General features: G+C 44.0%; 16 protein-coding genes and 2 pseudogenes. 8 read left to right on the top strand and 10 right to left on the bottom strand.

All coding sequences use genetic code 11. The features are described 5' to 3' along the window. Positions 1-17 precede the first annotated feature (17 nt). A complete protein-coding gene (locus IM485_RS14700) occupies positions 18-272 on the top strand; it encodes a hypothetical protein (RefSeq protein ID WP_079208353.1) in 255 nt (84 codons plus the stop codon). Between the two features lie 323 nt (positions 273-595). Here the strand turns inward: IM485_RS14700 and ccmP are convergent, their stop codons facing one another. Beyond that, a complete protein-coding gene (gene ccmP, locus IM485_RS14695) occupies positions 596-1,237 on the bottom strand; it encodes a beta-carboxysome protein CcmP (RefSeq protein WP_002802816.1) in 642 nt (213 codons plus the stop codon). 190 nt (positions 1,238-1,427) lie between these two features. Here ccmP and IM485_RS14690 point away from each other — a divergent pair, with 190 nt between their 5' ends. Then, a complete protein-coding gene (locus IM485_RS14690) occupies positions 1,428-2,474 on the top strand; it encodes a glucokinase (RefSeq protein WP_104395785.1) in 1,047 nt (348 codons plus the stop codon). Positions 2,475-2,910: 436 nt separating this feature from the next. Here the strand turns inward: IM485_RS14690 and IM485_RS14685 are convergent, their stop codons facing one another. From IM485_RS14685 to IM485_RS14665, 5 genes are read right to left on the bottom strand one after another with little or no spacing between them, the layout of a single operon-like run. After that, a complete protein-coding gene (locus tag IM485_RS14685; protein WP_104395787.1) occupies positions 2,911-3,681 on the bottom strand; it encodes an ABC transporter permease in 771 nt (256 codons plus the stop codon). Between the two features lie 12 nt (positions 3,682-3,693). Further along, entirely contained in the window at positions 3,694-4,902 is a 1,209-nt protein-coding gene (locus IM485_RS14680; protein ID WP_287744015.1) for an ABC transporter substrate-binding protein, read from the bottom strand. 4 nt (positions 4,903-4,906) lie between these two features. Continuing rightward, entirely contained in the window at positions 4,907-5,689 is a 783-nt protein-coding gene (locus IM485_RS14675) for an ABC transporter ATP-binding protein (RefSeq protein WP_287744013.1), read from the bottom strand. Then, positions 5,686-6,801 carry an acyl-CoA dehydrogenase family protein gene (locus tag IM485_RS14670; RefSeq protein ID WP_287744011.1) on the bottom strand — a complete coding sequence of 372 codons (1,116 nt, stop codon included), beginning with the start codon at positions 6,799-6,801 and terminating at the stop codon, positions 5,686-5,688. Before IM485_RS14670 ends, IM485_RS14675 begins: the two co-directional genes overlap by 4 nt. 12 nt (positions 6,802-6,813) lie before the next feature. After that, a complete protein-coding gene (locus IM485_RS14665; protein ID WP_104395791.1) occupies positions 6,814-7,344 on the bottom strand; it encodes a DUF4242 domain-containing protein in 531 nt (176 codons plus the stop codon). Between the two features lie 588 nt (positions 7,345-7,932). Here IM485_RS14665 and IM485_RS14660 point away from each other — a divergent pair. Beyond that, positions 7,933-8,118 carry a hypothetical protein gene (locus IM485_RS14660; protein WP_002731861.1) on the top strand — a complete coding sequence of 62 codons (186 nt, stop codon included), beginning with the start codon at positions 7,933-7,935 and terminating at the stop codon, positions 8,116-8,118. Positions 8,119-8,517: 399 nt separating this feature from the next. Here IM485_RS14660 and IM485_RS14655 read toward each other — a convergent pair. Continuing rightward, positions 8,518-8,703, bottom strand: a pseudogene (locus IM485_RS14655) (transposase); the annotation flags it as partial. Positions 8,704-9,079: 376 nt separating this feature from the next. Between IM485_RS14655 and IM485_RS14650 the strand changes: the two are divergent. Beyond that, a complete protein-coding gene (locus IM485_RS14650) occupies positions 9,080-10,363 on the top strand; it encodes a protein kinase domain-containing protein (protein WP_287744008.1) in 1,284 nt (427 codons plus the stop codon). A gap of 43 nt (positions 10,364-10,406) precedes the next feature. Here IM485_RS14650 and dps read toward each other — a convergent pair whose 3' ends face one another. Both dps and IM485_RS14640 read right to left on the bottom strand, forming a co-directional pair. Next, a complete protein-coding gene (gene dps, locus IM485_RS14645) occupies positions 10,407-10,940 on the bottom strand; it encodes a DNA starvation/stationary phase protection protein Dps (RefSeq protein WP_104395793.1) in 534 nt (177 codons plus the stop codon). A gap of 182 nt (positions 10,941-11,122) precedes the next feature. After that, positions 11,123-11,854, bottom strand: coding sequence for a glutathione peroxidase (locus IM485_RS14640; protein ID WP_024970384.1), 732 nt, complete (start codon positions 11,852-11,854; stop codon positions 11,123-11,125). Positions 11,855-12,118: 264 nt separating this feature from the next. On the opposite strand from IM485_RS14640, the gene IM485_RS14635 reads away from it, so the two are divergent. Beyond that, the gene (locus tag IM485_RS14635) at positions 12,119-13,069 is read left to right on the top strand and encodes an undecaprenyl-diphosphate phosphatase (protein ID WP_287744004.1); all 951 of its coding nucleotides are present in this window, start codon (positions 12,119-12,121) and stop codon (positions 13,067-13,069) included. 12 nt (positions 13,070-13,081) lie between these two features. Here IM485_RS14635 and IM485_RS14630 read toward each other — a convergent pair. Further along, positions 13,082-13,447 (bottom strand): annotated as a pseudogene (locus IM485_RS14630) (alpha/beta fold hydrolase); the annotation flags it as partial. Between the two features lie 442 nt (positions 13,448-13,889). Between IM485_RS14630 and IM485_RS14625 the strand changes: the two are divergent. The 3 genes from IM485_RS14625 (at position 13,890) to IM485_RS14615 (ending at position 16,735) form a co-directional block, all read left to right on the top strand. After that, the gene (locus IM485_RS14625; RefSeq protein WP_287744002.1) at positions 13,890-15,059 is read left to right on the top strand and encodes a phosphotransferase; all 1,170 of its coding nucleotides are present in this window, start codon (positions 13,890-13,892) and stop codon (positions 15,057-15,059) included. Positions 15,060-15,083: 24 nt separating this feature from the next. Further along, a complete protein-coding gene (locus IM485_RS14620) occupies positions 15,084-16,187 on the top strand; it encodes a T3SS effector HopA1 family protein (RefSeq protein WP_104395796.1) in 1,104 nt (367 codons plus the stop codon). Between the two features lie 377 nt (positions 16,188-16,564). Continuing rightward, positions 16,565-16,735, top strand: a complete 171-nt coding sequence (locus IM485_RS14615) for a hypothetical protein (RefSeq protein WP_287744000.1) — start codon at positions 16,565-16,567, stop codon at positions 16,733-16,735. The last annotated feature ends 262 nt before the right edge of the window (positions 16,736-16,997 follow it).

The raw sequence follows: 16,997 nt of genomic DNA, 5'->3' as shown, positions 1-16,997 counted from the left end.
GGTAAAAACAATCGATCATGAAAATAGAACATCCTAACAGTCTAGAAATTACCCCAGAGGAAAGCCAAGAATTAGAATATTTACGAGTTACAATTGAACGAGCGATCAAAGATGGTGTGATCACAAGAATAGAATTTGAATCGATTAAAATGATCATGTTTTCTAATAAGAAAAACAATCCCGACCAAATCCTCCGGCAAGTGACACTCTATCGCCATTTAGTCGTTGAAAAAATGAATAATGGCGAACTAATTTTTGAATCTCCTCAATAGGGTGAAATGCTGTTGTAAGCTGCCCGCGCATTTAAATTACTTGTTGAGATAGGGTGCATCTCACATTTGCAGGAATACCGACAATCAGCAATTGTCAGTGACTCTTAGATGATGACAAATGTATCAGCAGCTGCGTGTAAGCATCCCACCGAAAAGCTAATGCGCGGGGGGTTTGGGGGGTTCTACCCCCCAAAAGCTTGGATTGAGTAATAAAATCGGAAGTAATGCCCAATTTTAGCCGAGAGTTTCCAAGTAAAAATCCCAATTGGTAGATTGACAAAAATGAGATGCACCCTTACCTCCTGCCTTTTGCCTTTGTTAGCCTATTCTTTTTTGTCGCTACCCGGAAAAGCTCGACCTTGAATATTTTCTAAAGCTGAAACTGCCGCTTGGGAACCGGCGATAATATCCCGTTCTTCTCCCCCTAAATATAAGCGGCCAAAACTGCCCACGGAGGTAACGTGTAGGATATTAATTAAAGCGGCTTTTTCGGCCTGATTAGCGGCAAGGGAAGCGTAGGCGGCCGGTTGTACTTCTAGAACATATAAAGTCTGTCCTGCCATTAACATCATACCCCTAGAACTACGGTTAATTAATTGGGCTTGGTAAGCGTCAATGTTGCGAATAATTTGGCTAGAGACAATTTGCGGTTTCAGACAATCGCGCTGACTAACGCCTAAATACTGCAAAATTGCCTGACCGGCCGCCCTGACCTCTCCCTGACTGCTAGAATGGAGTTCTAAGAGTCCATAGAGTCGTTCTACGAATAGAACCCCCGGACGAACCACGGCGGATTTGAGGGCAATATCGGTGATGCGATTAATCTCGATGCCGGGGGAAATTTCAATCCAGAGGGAAGCATCCCCGGGTAAGGGTAAAAATCCTTGGGCGACTGTACCGATGTAAGCGGCGTGTTGAAGCTGTAAATTGTCAAGATAAACGTAACTGCGAAGTTCTACACCCAAGCTGATTTCTCCCTCTTTCTGTCCTCTAGCCAATCCCCATTCCAACCCGGGAGCGATGATTAATCAATCCTTAATTAGGGCTTAGGCATTACCATCTTTCACTATAGTATAGAATTGGTGGCCTTTAAATTTGCCTGATAGAAAGGGTAAAAAACTATAATTATGGGGACAAACTCAGGGAAAAACCAGCATGACGATTCTTTTAGGGGGAGATATCGGGGGAACTAAAACAATCCTGCGTTTAGTGGATTGCCAAAACTCATCGGATAGTCCCCAACCCCTGCTAATTACTCTCGATCAAGAAATTTATCCTAGTGAACAATACCCCGATCTGGTCCCGATCGTCCAGCAGTTTTTGGCCCGACAAACCACTATTCCCTCGGTGACAAAAGCTTGTTTCGGTATTGCAGGTCCTGTGGTTAACAATAGTTCCGAATTGACTAATTTAAGTTGGTTCCTAACTGGCGATCGCCTAAGCCGCGAGCTGCAGATTGAGCGGGTAAAATTAATTAATGATTTTGCGGCGATCGGTTATGGGGTGTTAGGATTAGCCCCAGAGGAGCTGCACAATCTACAGTCGGCCCCGGCAGTACCAGAGGCCCCGATTGCGGTTATCGGTGCGGGAACTGGGTTAGGAGAGGGTTTTTTGATCCCTGTCTCGAAGGGTACATATCGGGTGTTTGGTAGTGAGGGTTCCCACGCCGATTTTGCCCCTCGATCGAGTTTAGAATATCAACTATTAAATTATCTCTTGGATCTCTATAATATCGAGCGCATTTCGGTGGAGCGAGTGGTTTCTGGCCCTGGAATCACTTCTATCTATCGATTTCTCCACGATAGTAACTATAGTCAGTCATCACCGGCCATGGCGGAAATTTACCGCACTTGGTTAGCAGAAATGGGTAAACCGCAAAAAACCGTCGATTTAGCGGCTAAAATTGCCAGTTTTGCCCAAGATAACTCGGATGATCTCTGTTATCAAACCATGAAAATCTTTGTCGAGGCCTACGGTGCGGAAGCGGGCAATTTAGCCCTCAAATTACTTCCCTACGGAGGATTATACATCGCGGGGGGGATTGCGGCCAAGAATCTTCCCCTAATGACCGAGGGGAGCTTTATGAAGGCTTTTCGCGCTAAAGGTCGCATGGCAGAGCTATTAAGCAATATTCCCGTCCATATCGTCCTTAATGCTCAAGTGGGACTGATGGGAGCGGTTTACTGCGCTAGTCAGCTATGAGGGGGGGGTTTACCGTAGATGGCTAGGGATTATTTTCAGAATATGGTCGCCCCGCAAGCGGGCCGGATTGCTCTTTATTGGCCTTACCTGTTGCCCATGAGTTCAGATCAAAAAGATTAAAAATTATGGCTCTCCTAGACTGATTAGGATCAATTAGTAGCAAAATGCCAATTTAAGAAAACTCGTCGCCTAAAGTTATCAAAGTTATTTAACCCAACAGGTTATGGCCTTTTGTCAACGGGGAAGTCCAGATATTCAGGGTAGAGGAAAGGGAGAAGATTTTGGGCGGTGTCTATCGGGTGCGGTTTGCGTAGCAGAACACTTGGCGATCGCTTTCAATGACAAACCAACCCTATCCAAGAGGCAGTGGATCGGGGAGGATGTCAACGGAATAGGATCATTAAAATAGGTTTAGGGAAATAGTCGAACCAATAGGCTAATCTTGATGCGTCCAAGAGCGATGAGCCAGACGCAAACCCCAATCGAGCAGATAACCGATCGCGCCAATAACGAGAATCACTGCCATCAACTCTGAATAGGCGAGTCGATCGCGTGTATCGAGAATATAATAACCCAAACCCGCACTAACCCCCAGCATTTCCGCCGGGACAAGAACGATCCAGATAATACCGATAGCCAAACGGAAACCAGTTAGGAGATGGGAGAGGATCGCAGGCAGAATAATCTGGAAAACCGTTTCTCCTCGGGTAGCACAGAGACTGCGGGCTAAAGTCAACCAAGAGCGATCAACCGCATTAACCCCAGCAGCCGTATTGAGAAGGATCGGCCAGATAGCCGCCACCGTCAGCAAAAAATACACGGGTAGATCACCAATTCCCAAAACCATCACCGCTAAAGGCATCCAAGAAAGGGGCGAGATCATGCGTAGAAATTGAAATACAGCCGACAAAGCCGATTCAAGGGAGCGATACAACCCGATTAATACCCCCAAAGGCACACCGATGGCACTAGCGAGAACCAAGCCCACAATAACCCGGCGGCAACTGGTGAGGATATGGGGCATAATCTCCCCCCCAACAAAAAGCTGTAATAAAGCGACAAAAGATCGCTCAGGGGAAAAATCATTTAAAATCGGGTTTGAGTGCCATAGAGGACTGGTAAATAGCCACCAGAGCAATAATCCAAAACCGATACCCCATAAGGGTAGTAAAGATATTGGCGGGGAGGTCAAAGATTGTGACTTCATGGGTTCAGACCTTTAAAATTTGATCGTCTCGATGCGGGAGAGATTATTCGGTAAGCCGAAAGCTTTCGGTCCGCCCACCTGTTGCAAGGCATTACGGACAAAAGAGTCATCCACGAGATCCCGCGCCACCTGTCGGGGTTGCAGTTTTTGGAGAAAATCCGTATTTCCTTCTACCTGAGTGATTTTTAGTAAGCGTACCAGTTCCTCGGTATAGGAAGGGAAAGGATAGGGCTGGAAATCGATCCGGTTGACTTGCCAGTCTGGATTCTCGATCGCCCCGTCTTTCTTATAGAAATTGCGATCATAGTAAGTAAGCGCCCGTTGCAATACCGGCAGCGGGTGAGGCGTATATTTTCCACCATCTTTAGAGAGAATCCGGGCCACTTCCGAGCGATTGCTCCGGGACCAGAGTTGGGCTTTAACGAGGGCGTTTACCACCTTCTGCGTCCATTGTTTCCGTTGCCTAATATCCTCCTCGTGAACAAAGACAACGCAACAGGCGTGATTCTTCCAGACATCGCCGGTGAAACGGAGAACCCTACCGGTTTTGAGATTTTCCGCCGCCGCGTTGAAAGGTTCAGCAACGATATAACCGCCGATGCTCTTATTGGCGAGGGCTGATACCATATCCGGGGGCGGGAGAACCACTAGATTAACCTCGTTAGAAGCGATCGGCGCGTCCTTGGCTTTGCGAACTATTTTCAGCCCGTTACGTTGTAAGAGTTGTTGCAAGACCAAATTATGAATCGAATACCAGAAAGGAACCGCGATCGTTTTACCTCCCAATTCCCTGGGATTTTCAATATCGGGTAGGACGGTGAGGGCTGAACCGTTGGTATGGTTCCAAGCGACGATTTTAGCGGGGAAATTGCGCCCGTAACGAATCCAGATCGAGGTGGGGAAAAGAACGTGAATAACGTTCACCTGCCGGGCGAGAAAGGCTTCAACAATCTGCGCCCAAGAGCGGAATAGGCGCGGTTGTTCGGCAGTTAAACCTTCCGCTTGATAAAGTTTTCGCGAGTGGGCCACCAATAGGGGGGCGGCATCCGTAATCGGTAGATAACCGATTTTCACAGGCTGATCGTTGGCATTGGCGTTAACGGGGAGATTCCAATTATCGGCGGTGATCGCTGCCCCGAAGGAACTGGTAAACAGTGCCGAAAGTTTCAGAAAATCTCGACGGCTCATGCCGCAACAAGCACAATTATGGTGTAGGTTCATGGATTTACAGTGTCATGACAAGGGCTAATTCTTGAAAAATTGACCGGCGTAGATCACTCAAAAGCTTGGCTGACTCGAAACGGGGTTTCGGCATCGAGATGATCCATTCTCGGCGGATGCCCACCGGATGACGGCCCATGAGAAGAACTCGATCGGCCACTAATAGGGCCTCGTCGATGTCGTGGGTAACGAGGAGAACCGTGCTGTTATAGAGAGCTATGACTTCTAGGAGGAGTTTTTGCATCTCGAAACGGGTGATCGCGTCGAGGGCGCTAAACGGCTCATCCAGGAGGAGGAGAGAGGGGCGGCGGGCGAGGACGCGGGCTAGAGAAACTCTCTGAGCCATACCGCCGGATAGTTGATGAGGATAGGCACGCTCGAAGCCCTCTAGTTTGACGCTTTTAACGGCGGTGTGAACCCTTTCGCGTAATTGCTGATGATCGAGGCGGGGCATCCGCTTTAATTTCAAACCAAAAGCCACGTTTTGCCAAACGGTTAACCAAGGTAAAAGGGCGGGGGATTGAAAGACGATCGAGCTGCGGATGTCTGGGGCTTGTAGGGGTCGTGAGTGCAATTGTATTTCTCCGCCATCGGCACTTTGCAAACCAGCGGCGGTAGCAAGGAGGGTAGATTTACCACAACCACTGGCTCCGAGCAAACAAACCACCTCACCGGAGCGCACCTGTAGGTTAATATCCTCAAAAACGGTACGATAGCCATGGCGGGTTTTATAGCGTTTATGGAGATTTTTTAGGCTGAGGACGGGGTAATCAGTGGCGATACTCATTGCCTCACCCCCGCTCGATCGAGTTCGCCAGTGAGAATTTTATCGGTAGAGGACTGACGTTGTAATTCTCTTTCTAGTTGAATCAGGCTCGGAGTTAACACAGGTAAAAAGGCGACCTCGCGCAGCCGTCGCGCCGTGTCGCTATTACGAAAATAGCCTTTTCCTCCCTTAATTTCCGCTTCTAACCATACGGATTCCACCGCTAACCGGGTAATGTCCACTCTGAGGGTGAATAGTTGGCGTGTTCGTGCGAGATCGAAGCTTTCTAGGGTGCTGAATTGCTCGATTGTCTTTTCTAGACGAGTCAGACGCTCCCGGGCGAAGAAATAACGATCGCTGGCTACCGCTGCCTTTCCCCCTAAACTTTTCTCTGTCTCCCCAAGGGATTTACGCGTAATGCCAAGGGCCAGTCCGCATTGTAACAGCAAGAAACAGGGGCGGACTGAGGGTAAAAATTTTGCTGCTTCCAAGCTGATAATCCAGTCGTGAGATAACTGAACTCGATCGAATTCAAGGGTACTGGTGCGGGAAGCTTGTAAACCCAATAATTGTAGGTCTTCACCCCGTTTTAACCCCTCTGCGAAGGAGGGAAGGGCGAGGATAAGAGTTTGTCCAGATGTGGTTTGAGCGGCAACGGCCACTATAAATTCTCCCTTAGAGTCGAGGTTAGAGGCCCAGGGCAGGAAGCCATTAACAGTGACGTTTTCTCCCTCGATCTTTGCCTGTAAACGCAGCTCCTCGATACCACCGAGGTACTTCATCGCGTTAGAGAGTCCTGTCGCTCCGGCTATCTCTCCCTTGAGGACAGCAGGTAGAATTTTGTTTTGTAGGTAAGTGTTATTACTGGCCGCCAGATATTGAATGAAGACGCGCTGACACCAGAAAACAAAACCGGTGGTCAGGCAGCATTGGGACACAGCGGAGATCGCCTCTACTGCCTGTAATAAGGAGCCACCCCGGCCTCCTAAGCTTTCAGGTATAGCATAGCCGAACCAGCCCGATTCTCCTAGCTTGGTTAGGGCCAAACCGACGTTGAGATTAGCTGTACCGTTGTTGAGGTCAGTGGCTCTTTCTTCCAGAAAAGAAAGGATTTCGGAGCCTCGATCGAGCATAATTGTTCTCTCCTAGGGGTGAATATTTTCAATCGAGGTCAAACTATCTATAGGTGCGCCGACCACTTCTCTGGCTCTTTTTACCGCCGCTTCATCGGGACTATCGTAGAAACAGAGACATTTACTCAAGTCTTCGCAAACATAGGTCCGCTCGAAACTGACTTCCGGCACTTGAGCATAAAGGGGGGTTTTCTCCGCTTTTCGTTGCAGGTAAGTTTCCATGGTTAGCCCCGGTGGTAAATTCCACTGTACTAGATAGTTGGCTTTGTCTTTGCGCTCTCGCACAGTGGCTAAGTCCTGCCCAATCAAGCGCATTTCCTTGATTAGTTGCCAACCTAGCCCAGCGTTTTCTAGTACTTGTTCGAGGGAGGCGCGATCAATCGCTTTGATAATCAGGAATAACCGCCCCTCTGTTCCACCGATTAGGGCCTCGATTAACTCTCCCTGGGATTTTGATGCGAGTGTGGCAATGCGCTCCAATATCTCGCTCACCTCTTCTTTTGTCCTTTCTTGTCGATCATCCTCTACTAGATATAGAGTCATAATTCATCTGAAATACATTTACGATACATTTGAGTTTACTGTTTTTGGGAAAAAAAAGCAATATTTTCAAGAGCCTCAAAACGAGGTGACGCGGGAGTGGATGGTTCAAGACCGTTTCGCTCAAGTTGCCGCTATAACCCTTGCCTTGGGTGATAAGCTGTTGACTATCTAAATTACTCGTTAAGATTGCAGGGCAGCAGGGAGCAGGGAGAAGCAGTTTGAGCATTTGTACTAAAATTTCCAATACGCAGTTTAAATTCAGTACAGCTTATGCGTGACCTGCTCAGGTGACTGAGACTCACAGTCTGTGTAAAGTGCCACTGATACTAAATCCGTTGAGCATAGGCTACTTATGAGGAGAGGCAAGAGGCAGAAGGCAAGGGGCAAAAGGGGGAATAAATAATCAGTTTTTAATAACCAGATTTAGTATGACTCGCTTCTGTCATTCTAGGCAGAAGAGAGATAAGTTGTGTTGAGAAATGTGTAGAGTTGGAGCCGACCCTTGACTGGAACCTAAGCTGTCGTGATAACTTGTATAGGAGTTATCGACAAGACCCCATCAGCTAGACATACCCTTCCAGTTTCTCTATGTTTCATCCTAACCAATCGGAAACCCGCGAAGATATCCGCGAGTATGTGGCTCAACTACAACTTCACATGGCTTTACAAGCTCGTAATCTCGTGCCTAGTCTGACTAATACTAGAGATAGTCGCGAGAAACTGCTGCAGGATACCCAGGCGACTATTGAAAAAATCGTTTCTCGTCATTTCTAGTTGACGGATTTTAGCATAGTCACTTGAGCCACAGGACAGGCGATACAAGTGCCAGAATTGTCACTGCGGAGACTGTCAATAATCTCGATGCCTCCGCTTCTGCAAGAGCAAGAATTGTCTCCTGTCCATCAGTAGGCATTTACCTTGTGGTGACAGCAAAGATAAGACCACCAGTTTTTTGGTTGTCTGTACTTTAGATGGTCATAATCTGAAATTTATTAGAACTTCTGAAATCGTAGGAGTTAGCAAGGATTCCAGTTCATTTTTAGGTTTCAAATAGTCATCATTCGGACATCCTTAACGAAGGCAGGGAGCAGGAGTCCGTTTTTGTAACGGGGATTTATGCACCGATCCGAAGACTTTTCGCCTTAAGGCGAGGTTTTAGACCCGATTTTTTCAATAAATAGCAGAAAAAAACTCGGAAAAGTTTTCATAATATTTGGCATATAAGCATTTATTTTTAACGAATTTACACAGCCTTTCAATTAAATTAAGATTAGGCTAATAAGGCGGGAAATAGAGAAACTATATTAACAAAGAAAGAGCCAATTCCTCAACAACTTTACATTTTTGATAACGGGCATTCTATTCCAGTTAATTGACAAATTTGCTTAGGAGTAATTTTTTAGCTTTTTAGCCATAGTATTTCCATTGAGGGGTACTCTGGGATGCGGATGATTAAACCTTTCATGATAAAACATTTTTCTTCCTTTTCACTAAATTCTATCTTAATCATCTTTTGTTTTTCCAGCCTAGCTTTCCCCTAAATGATTACTTTTGAAGGAAAAGTTTAAGTTGTGAACGTGCGAAGTATAACTTAAATAATACTACTGTAGCAATTATTTCTAGGCAAGACGAGAATTTTTAATCAATTGTTAAAATATTAAAAGGATGCTAAAGATGGCGGCTAGAGTTTCCAGAGTGAGCTATCCTAGAGATACTACTTACTCCATCCTCCCCCATGCTCGATCGAGTTCTCCATAGTCGTTATCAAGTCCAACAGTTACTAGGAAAAAAAACTATCTTAGCGAGGGACAGACACACCACCCAGTTAGTTATCATTAAACTTATTCCTGCTCCTAGGGGACAAGGGAGTCAGTTTATCGGAGAAATAAACGGTAAAATTGCCCTATTGCGACAACTCTCTCACCCATCTCTCCCCAAATACCTCGATAGCTTTGAGATAGATTCATCCCAGGAACAAATCATCGCTATTGTCCGACCTTATTTATCAGCACAGCCTTTAGAAAACTATCTTAACTCCAGTTATTTGTTAGCAGAACAAGATCTCAAACAAATTGCCAAATATCTTTTGGAGATTCTCTCCTATCTCCATCAGCAGGATGTCCCGATTAACCACGGCAATATTAAACTTAGTAATATCCTCTTTGATACCCAGTCCCATCGTTTTTATCTAGTTGATTTTGCCTTTGATTCCGATTCTCCCACCACCGACTTACAGGCTCTAGGCAAAACTTTAATCAGTTTAGCCACGGGGATTAAGCATAGTTACATACCCGAAAACTTTGAACAAAAAACTAATCTAAGCGCTTTTTTTATCTATTGGTTAAAAAGATTATCAAACTCCCCCCCAGACTCTCATTTTCGTTCGGTGACAGAAGCTTTAGCCAGCTTATATAGTTGTCAATTGATCTTAGTATCTATTGGCAATCTTACCAAACCCTACGGCAGCGAAGTTACTGTTTATAAAAAAGATAATCTCCTGCAAATCAAAATCGCTAGTAAAACCAAACAAAAGTTTTTCAATAATCTCAAAACCCAGTTAAGACAGTTTTTACCATCCCTATTCTTTGCGATTACCCTCTTAACCATAGTCGGTATTTATGATCTCAAACTGGTCGCTTTTTTAATCCCAATTATCCTAATTTTTCTGCTCAATTTAATCTCCTCTAGTTTATCTTGGCAGTTATGGAAATCTTTTTGGCAGGGAGAACTAGAGTTAAAAATTACCCCCCGAAAAGTTTCTCTCTACCAAAAACTCTGGGGACTGAAATTTAAACTAACTGCCGATGCCGCCAGTTCCGAAATTTATAGTCTCATTCGTCACAATGTCACTGTCACTATGGAGGGAGAAAATGTTAATATTATTCCTCCTTGTCTGGTTCTCGTTGCCAACCATCGAGAATATATTATCACTGCCAGTGAAGATGTTAGCGAAGCCGAATTAGATTGGTTGGCACAACAATTAAGCGATTGGCTACGTTTACCGATTACGAGAATTTAAGGTGTATTAAGCCACGTTAACACACCCCAAATTTATCTACAAATTAACCGATAACATCTTCCGATTTAATCAGATGCGCTTCTAGGAACCAGAGACGTTTATCGATGTCTCGGGAGATTTCCGTATAGAGATCTGCTGTGTCGGCATCCCCTTGATTGCCAGTGCTATCAATAGCAGAACGAAGATGGGAAGCGTATAAGGCATAACGTTCGGCTAAAGCAACGAGATGTTCGCTACCATCGACGATATCAGCCGGATATTCTGGCAGAATCGAGTTAGCGGCAGCGATGCGTGCTGTTCCCAAAGCGGTTCCACCTAAAGCGGTAATCCGTTCTGCTACCATGTCCCCATAGCCTTCTAATTCCGTGGCCATTTCGTCAAAGAGGCTGTGCAATTGGTAGAAATTTAAACCTTTTACATTCCAGTGGGCCTGTTTAACCTGAGTTTTTAGGTCTAAACTAGCGGCAAGGGTTTGGCTTAGAATTTCAACTACAGCTTTGCGGATATCTAATGCTAAATCGATGCGAGTGGCGTAGTATTGTCCCGTGGTTTTGGTTTTGACTGGAGTGGCTACCATAATCTTTCTCCTTGATCAGTTAACAGAATATTTGATAATTTTCTCACTTGTATCCGTGTAGAGGGGACTGATTTTGATCTTACAATTAAGCTCAAGTTATACACATCCCCTTTCAGAATTGATTAACATTGCCATCAATTGAAAAATCAGAGGCTGATAGCTGATAGCTGATAGCTGATTAATTATGCTCCTAAATAAGCCGCCAATTCTTCCGAACCGCCAATTAATTGGCCGTTAATGAAGACTTGCGGGGTGGTGGTATTGCCACTCATGGCCCGCAGAGAACGACTGGTGGCATCGCGTCCGAGGATAATTTCTTCGTATTGTAGGCCTTTTTCTTCTAACATTTTCTTAGCCCGGAGGCAGTAGGGACAGCCCACTTTCGAGAAAAGAGAGACTAAAGGCGGTTTTTTGGCTTCTGGGTTGATGTAGTGTAACATCGTTTCTGCATCGGAGACTTTGAAAGGATCTCCCGGTTCTTCTGGTTCGATGAACATTTTCTCGATAACACCATCTTTGACTAGCATCGAATAGCGCCAAGAACGTTTACCGAAACCTAAGTCAGCTTTATCGACTAACATCCCCATTCCTGCGCTAAATTCGCCGTTACCGTCGGGAATCAAGACGACATTATCACATTCTTGGTCTTTTGCCCACTCGTTCATGACAAAAGTATCATTCACCGACAAGCAAACAATAGCATCTACGCCATTTTCCCGAAAAACTGGGGCTAATTCGTTATATCCGGGTAAATGGGAGGTGGAACAGGTGGGAGTGAATGCCCCGGGTAAGGCAAAAAGAACAACAGTTTTTCCCTTGAATAATTCCTCGCTAGTGATGTTCACCCATTGATTATTTTGACGCACGGGAAAGGTGACATCGGGAACTCTCTGTCCTTCTCGGTTTGGTAGCATAATCGTCAACTCCTAAGGGCTAAGTCGTACTCATTTCGAGTTTGTCTAAGTTAAGTGTACTCATAACGACTACGAGTTGTCAACAAGTATTTATACTTAAATCAGGAGATAGAAGAATGGGAAATAGACAAAAGGCAGTAATATTGATTAGTTAATTTCCCCATCTCCCCCCGCAACGGCTCAACTGAGCTTCGCCGAACGTCGCGCACGAAGTGGTCTCCCCAACACCCAACACCCAACACCCAACCCTTTTTTTACTGAAAAATGATGTTTTCCTTACTGAAAAAAAGCTATAAATGGCTAGGACTAGCGATAATAACGGTGATTTTGGCGATTACACCCTCCGTCATTGCCCAATCAACCACTAGCACCATACCTCTGGCAAAAATTAACTGGTTACAGGCGATTTTTTTGGGATTTGTGCAGGGAGTGACGGAATTTTTGCCGATTAGCAGTACCGCTCATCTAAAAGCGATTCCCGTCTTTTTGGGTTGGGGAGATCCCGGTGTCACCTATACAGCAGTGATTCAATTGGGCAGTATTGCGGCGGTATTGTCCTATTTTTGGCAGGATTTAAGGCAAATATCCACGGGAATGGTGAAAGCGGTGGCTAGTTCCGATTATCGTTCCCAGGATTTTCGTTTGGCCGTGGGGATTATCCTAGGCACAATTCCGATCGTTTTCTTCGGTTTGTTAATGAAACTTTTCATTCCCGATTTAGATAACTCCCCCCTGAGAAGCATGACAGCGATCGCCTGTGCCTCTATAGTCATGTCTTTACTCTTAGGTACGGCCGAAAAAATCGGGAAACATAAACGCAGTTTCGAGACTTTGCGACAAAAAGACGGGGTTTTAATGGGATTAGCCCAAGCTTTAGCCCTAATACCGGGGGTATCTCGTTCTGGGTCCACTTTAACTGCCGGGTTATTCATGGGTTTAGAAAGGGCAGTAGCGGCGCGATTTTCCTTTCTGTTGGGGATTCCAGCGATAACTTTAGCCGGTTTAGTGGAATTTAAAGGCGTTCTCGACCAGATTAACACCAGTGAATTAATTCCCCTCGCTATTGGGGTAATTTCCTCGGCGATATTTTCCTATCTTTCGATCGCTTGGTTATTAGATTATCTCAAAAAACAGAGTACCTGGGTTTTTGTCTGGTATCGTCTCTTTTTCGGGGTTACTATCCTGATTGGTGTGGCCTGGGGGCGTTTTTCCTAACTTTTTGGCATTCTAATTAATTTCCAAAAAATCTCGCAATTTTTTTAGATAAGTAGGGGCATCTTCTAACATGGGAAAGTGAGCGGTATTAGCCATCTCCACATACTGGATATTATTATTCAAATCCGCCGCCATTTTGCCCATTTTGGCATTAATAGTAATGTCTTTTTCCCCTGATAATAAAAGAGTTGGCACCTTAATCTCAGCAAATTTACCCAGCATAATTTCCACTGCCTTTTCACACAAAGATGTATAAATTGTGGCTAGGGCTGCCTCCTAATCCGACGCTAAAAAATCTTCTAAAAAAGCAATTCTTTCTGATTTTGGGATCGATCAATGCAAAAATCTCGCCATAAATAATTGATCGGCAAAAGGTACTTGGCTCTTCTAGGTTCTGTGTGATAAGTTTAACTTACATAGGATCGATCTTTGTGTCCCCTGTGTCTGGAGTGGTTCCCTCCACTCCCTCGCCAGCAGGACTGTATCTCAGAATACATTTTACCCACCAAATCCAAAAGAGCCGGTACTTTTAAAAACCAATCATAACGAAACTGTACCATATACTTACCGAATTGATGGAAGGCAGCAAAAGCCGCCTTGTCCCTGTGGAGAAACCCAGTTTCTTTGTCTATGGAGCGATCGCAATTAGCCCTAAACCAATCTAACAGGTAGGTTGACTGGCGCGATTAGTTGAAGTTTAGACATAATTGTGTTAATTATGTTTTTTTAATGCAGATGAATAGCTTGGCAATAAGGCTATCATCAATTATAATTAAAATCAATAAAAACAGATCAGCGATATTTGAGAATAATTGTAATTATGAAATTTGTGTTAAGTTCTCAAAATGTTTATGACTATTTAATCGACCAAAAAATCTGCGATCGCTCACAAGAAAATCCGGGAGTAGAGCAGATTCAGGCTAAAAATTTTAACTTATTAGTGACTTTACCAGAGGGGCGAAAGTTACTGGTTAAACAAGAACAATTTATTAATTTAGAAAAGGAAACGGTGGGTGAGTTTTTTGGGGAATGGCGAATCCCCAAATTTCTAGAGAACTTTCCTGAAATTGACCATTGGCGTAGTTTTCTGCCAGAATTACTGCTCCACGATGCTGATAACTCAATTTTAGTTTCTACTTATCTGGATAATTATCAGGATTTAGCAGAGTTTTATTCTAAAGAGAATCTCTTTCCGGCTCAGGTTGCTACTCAAATCGGCAGTTGTTTGGCGACAATTCACCGTGATACCTGGAATCAGAGTATTTATCGGGAATTTTTTGTCAAAGAAGAGTTTGCTGGAAAACCGAAAGTATCTCCGCTATTATTAGAGAGTTTGGAAAGGATCGGTCCTGAAATTTTTGGCATGGCTCCGATGGATGGATTGAAATTTTTTGCACTTTATCAACGATATGATAGCTTAGGAGAAGCAGTTCATCGAGCCAGTGAAACTATTTCTCCTATTTGTCTGACTCACAATGACATCAAGCTGAATAATATTCTTCTGAATCGAAACTGGGAAGATATTAATGGAAATGCGATCCGGTTGATTGATTGGGAAAGGTCTGATTGGGGAGATCCAGCATTTGATTTGGGAATGGCAATCGCTAGTTATCTACAAATTTGGTTGGGTAGCTTGGTGATTAGTAATTCTCTCAGTATTGAAGAGTCTCTGCGACTAGCCACTACTCCCCTAGAATTGCTGCAGCCATCTATCGGTGGGTTAACTTTAGCTTATTTAGAAACTTTCCCAGAAATCTTAGAATATCGTCCTGATTTCTTAAAGCAAGTAGTCCAGTTGGCCGGTTTTTCTTTAATTATTGCAATTTTGGCAATGGTTCAGTATCAAAAAATCTTTAATAATACCGGAATTGCTATGCTTCAGGTAGCCAAGGCTTTGTTATGTCGTCCGGAATCATCAATGCCCACGATTTTTGGAGCTACTGCTACTCAGTTAAATCAGATGAATTCTTCTGTTGTTGGCCAAGTTTAATATCATTGAGTATCTTGAAAAATTATGTCATTACTTAATTCTCAATTTCATCATTTAGCCCCTGAGGTTAGAGGTCGGTTAAAGGAAGCTTTGTTAGATATTGTTGAAAATCTCGAAATTTCCGCTGATTTTTCGATTCGTCATCCTAACTATCAACCCTGGGAAATGCCTGCTGAGATGTTGTCTCGGATTCAGGCTTTACCGAAGGAAATACAGGATAAATATATGAGTTTACAGTTGAGGAGTTTTCTTTATGGCATTTATTATAATGGGTCGATGCAAGCATCGCAAGCATTAGGTTCTGAGAATAAGGGTCAGCAATTAGATTTGGAGAATAATAGTTTTGCTGGCGTAGCTATGGACTTTTTTTTACAGTTGGAAGCAGCGAACAAGGGGGAGGGATATTTTGATTCAGGTTGGTCAATTTTGAGAGAGGAAACCGATGGCAGTTTGGCTGTGACTAAGGGCGGTTTGCGACTGCATATCCAACGGGAAAAGCATCTTCAAGAGTCTGAGCAAGCGGCGGCAGTGGGTGCTGTTGTGTCAATTTTGATGCCTAAGAATTTTGTACAAAATGGCTTTTATATGGCGGTGGGTAATGCCGGTTTACAGAGAGAGGAAGCTATGGTGCGGCTCTATTTTAATGTTACTCCCGAAGGCGCAGTGGCTGTGATGACTGGGTTGACTGAAAGGTTAAATCAGAGGGGGATTCCTTTTAGTTTTAAGGCTTTATATAATCCAGTTGATTATCAACGATATGATGCTGGGGTGCTTTATTTTGGCAAAACAGATTATGAGTTGGTCAGGCAGGTTGTGGCTCATGTTTATCAAGAAAATCTGTCTGTTTTTAAGCCAGAGGTACCTTTGTTTACTCTGGAGTTAGCACCGGGTTTGGGGTTGGCGGAAGAACCAGACAAAAAGTTTGGCAGTGAGGAGAGTTTTGGGATGAATCGCTGTCAGATTATAGCCAATGGGTTATTGATGGCTTGGCAACAGGAGGACAATTCTACGGCGGGTCGGATTGCTGCTATTTCTGAGCAGTTTTCTGGGTTGGGGATTGATTGGCAGCGTCCTTATTTGAATGCTGATTCTGAGGATGTTTATCAGGGATTAGAGTTGGCAGGCTGATATTAGTCGCCTATCTGGGAATCAAAGAGTGATCGGCCCATCGGTAGATTTTAGCCTCATTAGGTCATGGGGCTATTTTTTTGCTCTGCCACCACCCGAACCCTGGGGAGAGATATAAAAAAGACATAATTGTGTTAGTTATGTCTTGAAAAACAAAGCTCGTTGATACGAGATTATGGGCATTTGCGGTCATAATCTAGATGAAATTACGGTGTTTAGTCGGTAAAATTGATACATAATTGTGTCATTTAGATTAATTTTAAAGTTGCTTAACCTATTGTCATTGTTGGAGGGTTAGGCAACAATGATATTCAAGAGAGAGGCAGATAATAAATCTGATTACCTTAAAGTAAAGCTGATTCAAATAGGAAACAAAAATGGCTAATATTACTATTTCTGAGTTACGCCCTGCTGGTGCAGATTTGTTCTCCGATTCTGAGAGTTACCTTACTGACTTGACTGGGTCGGAAACGCTTGGTACAGTCAATGGTGGGTCATTTTGGATTGGAGTTGCGGTAGGACTTGCTATTTCTCATGTTCTGCGGTAGGACTTCCTGCTTCTCATCTTCTGAGGAACTAGGTAGTAATTCATAGGTTGGATTTAGGCATTACGAAACCCAATACCAAAAATACCTACTTTTGTGGTGTTTCGTAACGCCTCAACCTACGTCTAAGTTTATCAAGACATTTTTGCCATTATTTTGAAGTTAACAACTTAAAGCTGCTTAATTACTTAGCTCAAAATTAGTTTGATCTTCTATACTCTCCAATTTGGTGTTTTAGCCATCCCGAAAACAAATCTGATAAAAT

It is taken from the genome of Microcystis sp. M169S2 (assembly GCF_020245865.1).
Taxonomy (GTDB): Bacteria; Cyanobacteriota; Cyanobacteriia; order Cyanobacteriales; family Microcystaceae; genus Microcystis; species Microcystis ichthyoblabe_A.
Note: the sequence above shows the minus strand (reverse complement) of the source record. Positions and strands in the feature narration are given on the sequence as shown.

Excerpts from the sequence above, each read along its gene's own strand:
- IM485_RS14700 (WP_079208353.1), top strand. The coding sequence starts at position 18 with ATGAAAATAGAACATCCTAACAGTCTAGAAATTACCCCAGAGGAAAGC.
- IM485_RS14690 (WP_104395785.1), top strand. The coding sequence starts at position 1,428 with ATGACGATTCTTTTAGGGGGAGATATCGGGGGAACTAAAACAATCCTG.
- IM485_RS14685 (WP_104395787.1), bottom strand. The coding sequence starts at position 3,681 with ATGAAGTCACAATCTTTGACCTCCCCGCCAATATCTTTACTACCCTTA.
- IM485_RS14680 (WP_287744015.1), bottom strand. The coding sequence starts at position 4,902 with ATGAACCTACACCATAATTGTGCTTGTTGCGGCATGAGCCGTCGAGAT.
- IM485_RS14675 (WP_287744013.1), bottom strand. The coding sequence starts at position 5,689 with ATGAGTATCGCCACTGATTACCCCGTCCTCAGCCTAAAAAATCTCCAT.
- IM485_RS14670 (WP_287744011.1), bottom strand. The coding sequence starts at position 6,801 with ATGCTCGATCGAGGCTCCGAAATCCTTTCTTTTCTGGAAGAAAGAGCC.
- IM485_RS14665 (WP_104395791.1), bottom strand. The coding sequence starts at position 7,344 with ATGACTCTATATCTAGTAGAGGATGATCGACAAGAAAGGACAAAAGAA.
- IM485_RS14660 (WP_002731861.1), top strand. The coding sequence starts at position 7,933 with ATGTTTCATCCTAACCAATCGGAAACCCGCGAAGATATCCGCGAGTAT.
- IM485_RS14650 (WP_287744008.1), top strand. The coding sequence starts at position 9,080 with ATGCTCGATCGAGTTCTCCATAGTCGTTATCAAGTCCAACAGTTACTA.
- dps (WP_104395793.1), bottom strand. The coding sequence starts at position 10,940 with ATGGTAGCCACTCCAGTCAAAACCAAAACCACGGGACAATACTACGCC.
- IM485_RS14640 (WP_024970384.1), bottom strand. The coding sequence starts at position 11,854 with ATGCTACCAAACCGAGAAGGACAGAGAGTTCCCGATGTCACCTTTCCC.
- IM485_RS14635 (WP_287744004.1), top strand. The coding sequence starts at position 12,119 with ATGATGTTTTCCTTACTGAAAAAAAGCTATAAATGGCTAGGACTAGCG.
- IM485_RS14625 (WP_287744002.1), top strand. The coding sequence starts at position 13,890 with ATGAAATTTGTGTTAAGTTCTCAAAATGTTTATGACTATTTAATCGAC.
- IM485_RS14620 (WP_104395796.1), top strand. The coding sequence starts at position 15,084 with ATGTCATTACTTAATTCTCAATTTCATCATTTAGCCCCTGAGGTTAGA.
- IM485_RS14615 (WP_287744000.1), top strand. The coding sequence starts at position 16,565 with ATGGCTAATATTACTATTTCTGAGTTACGCCCTGCTGGTGCAGATTTG.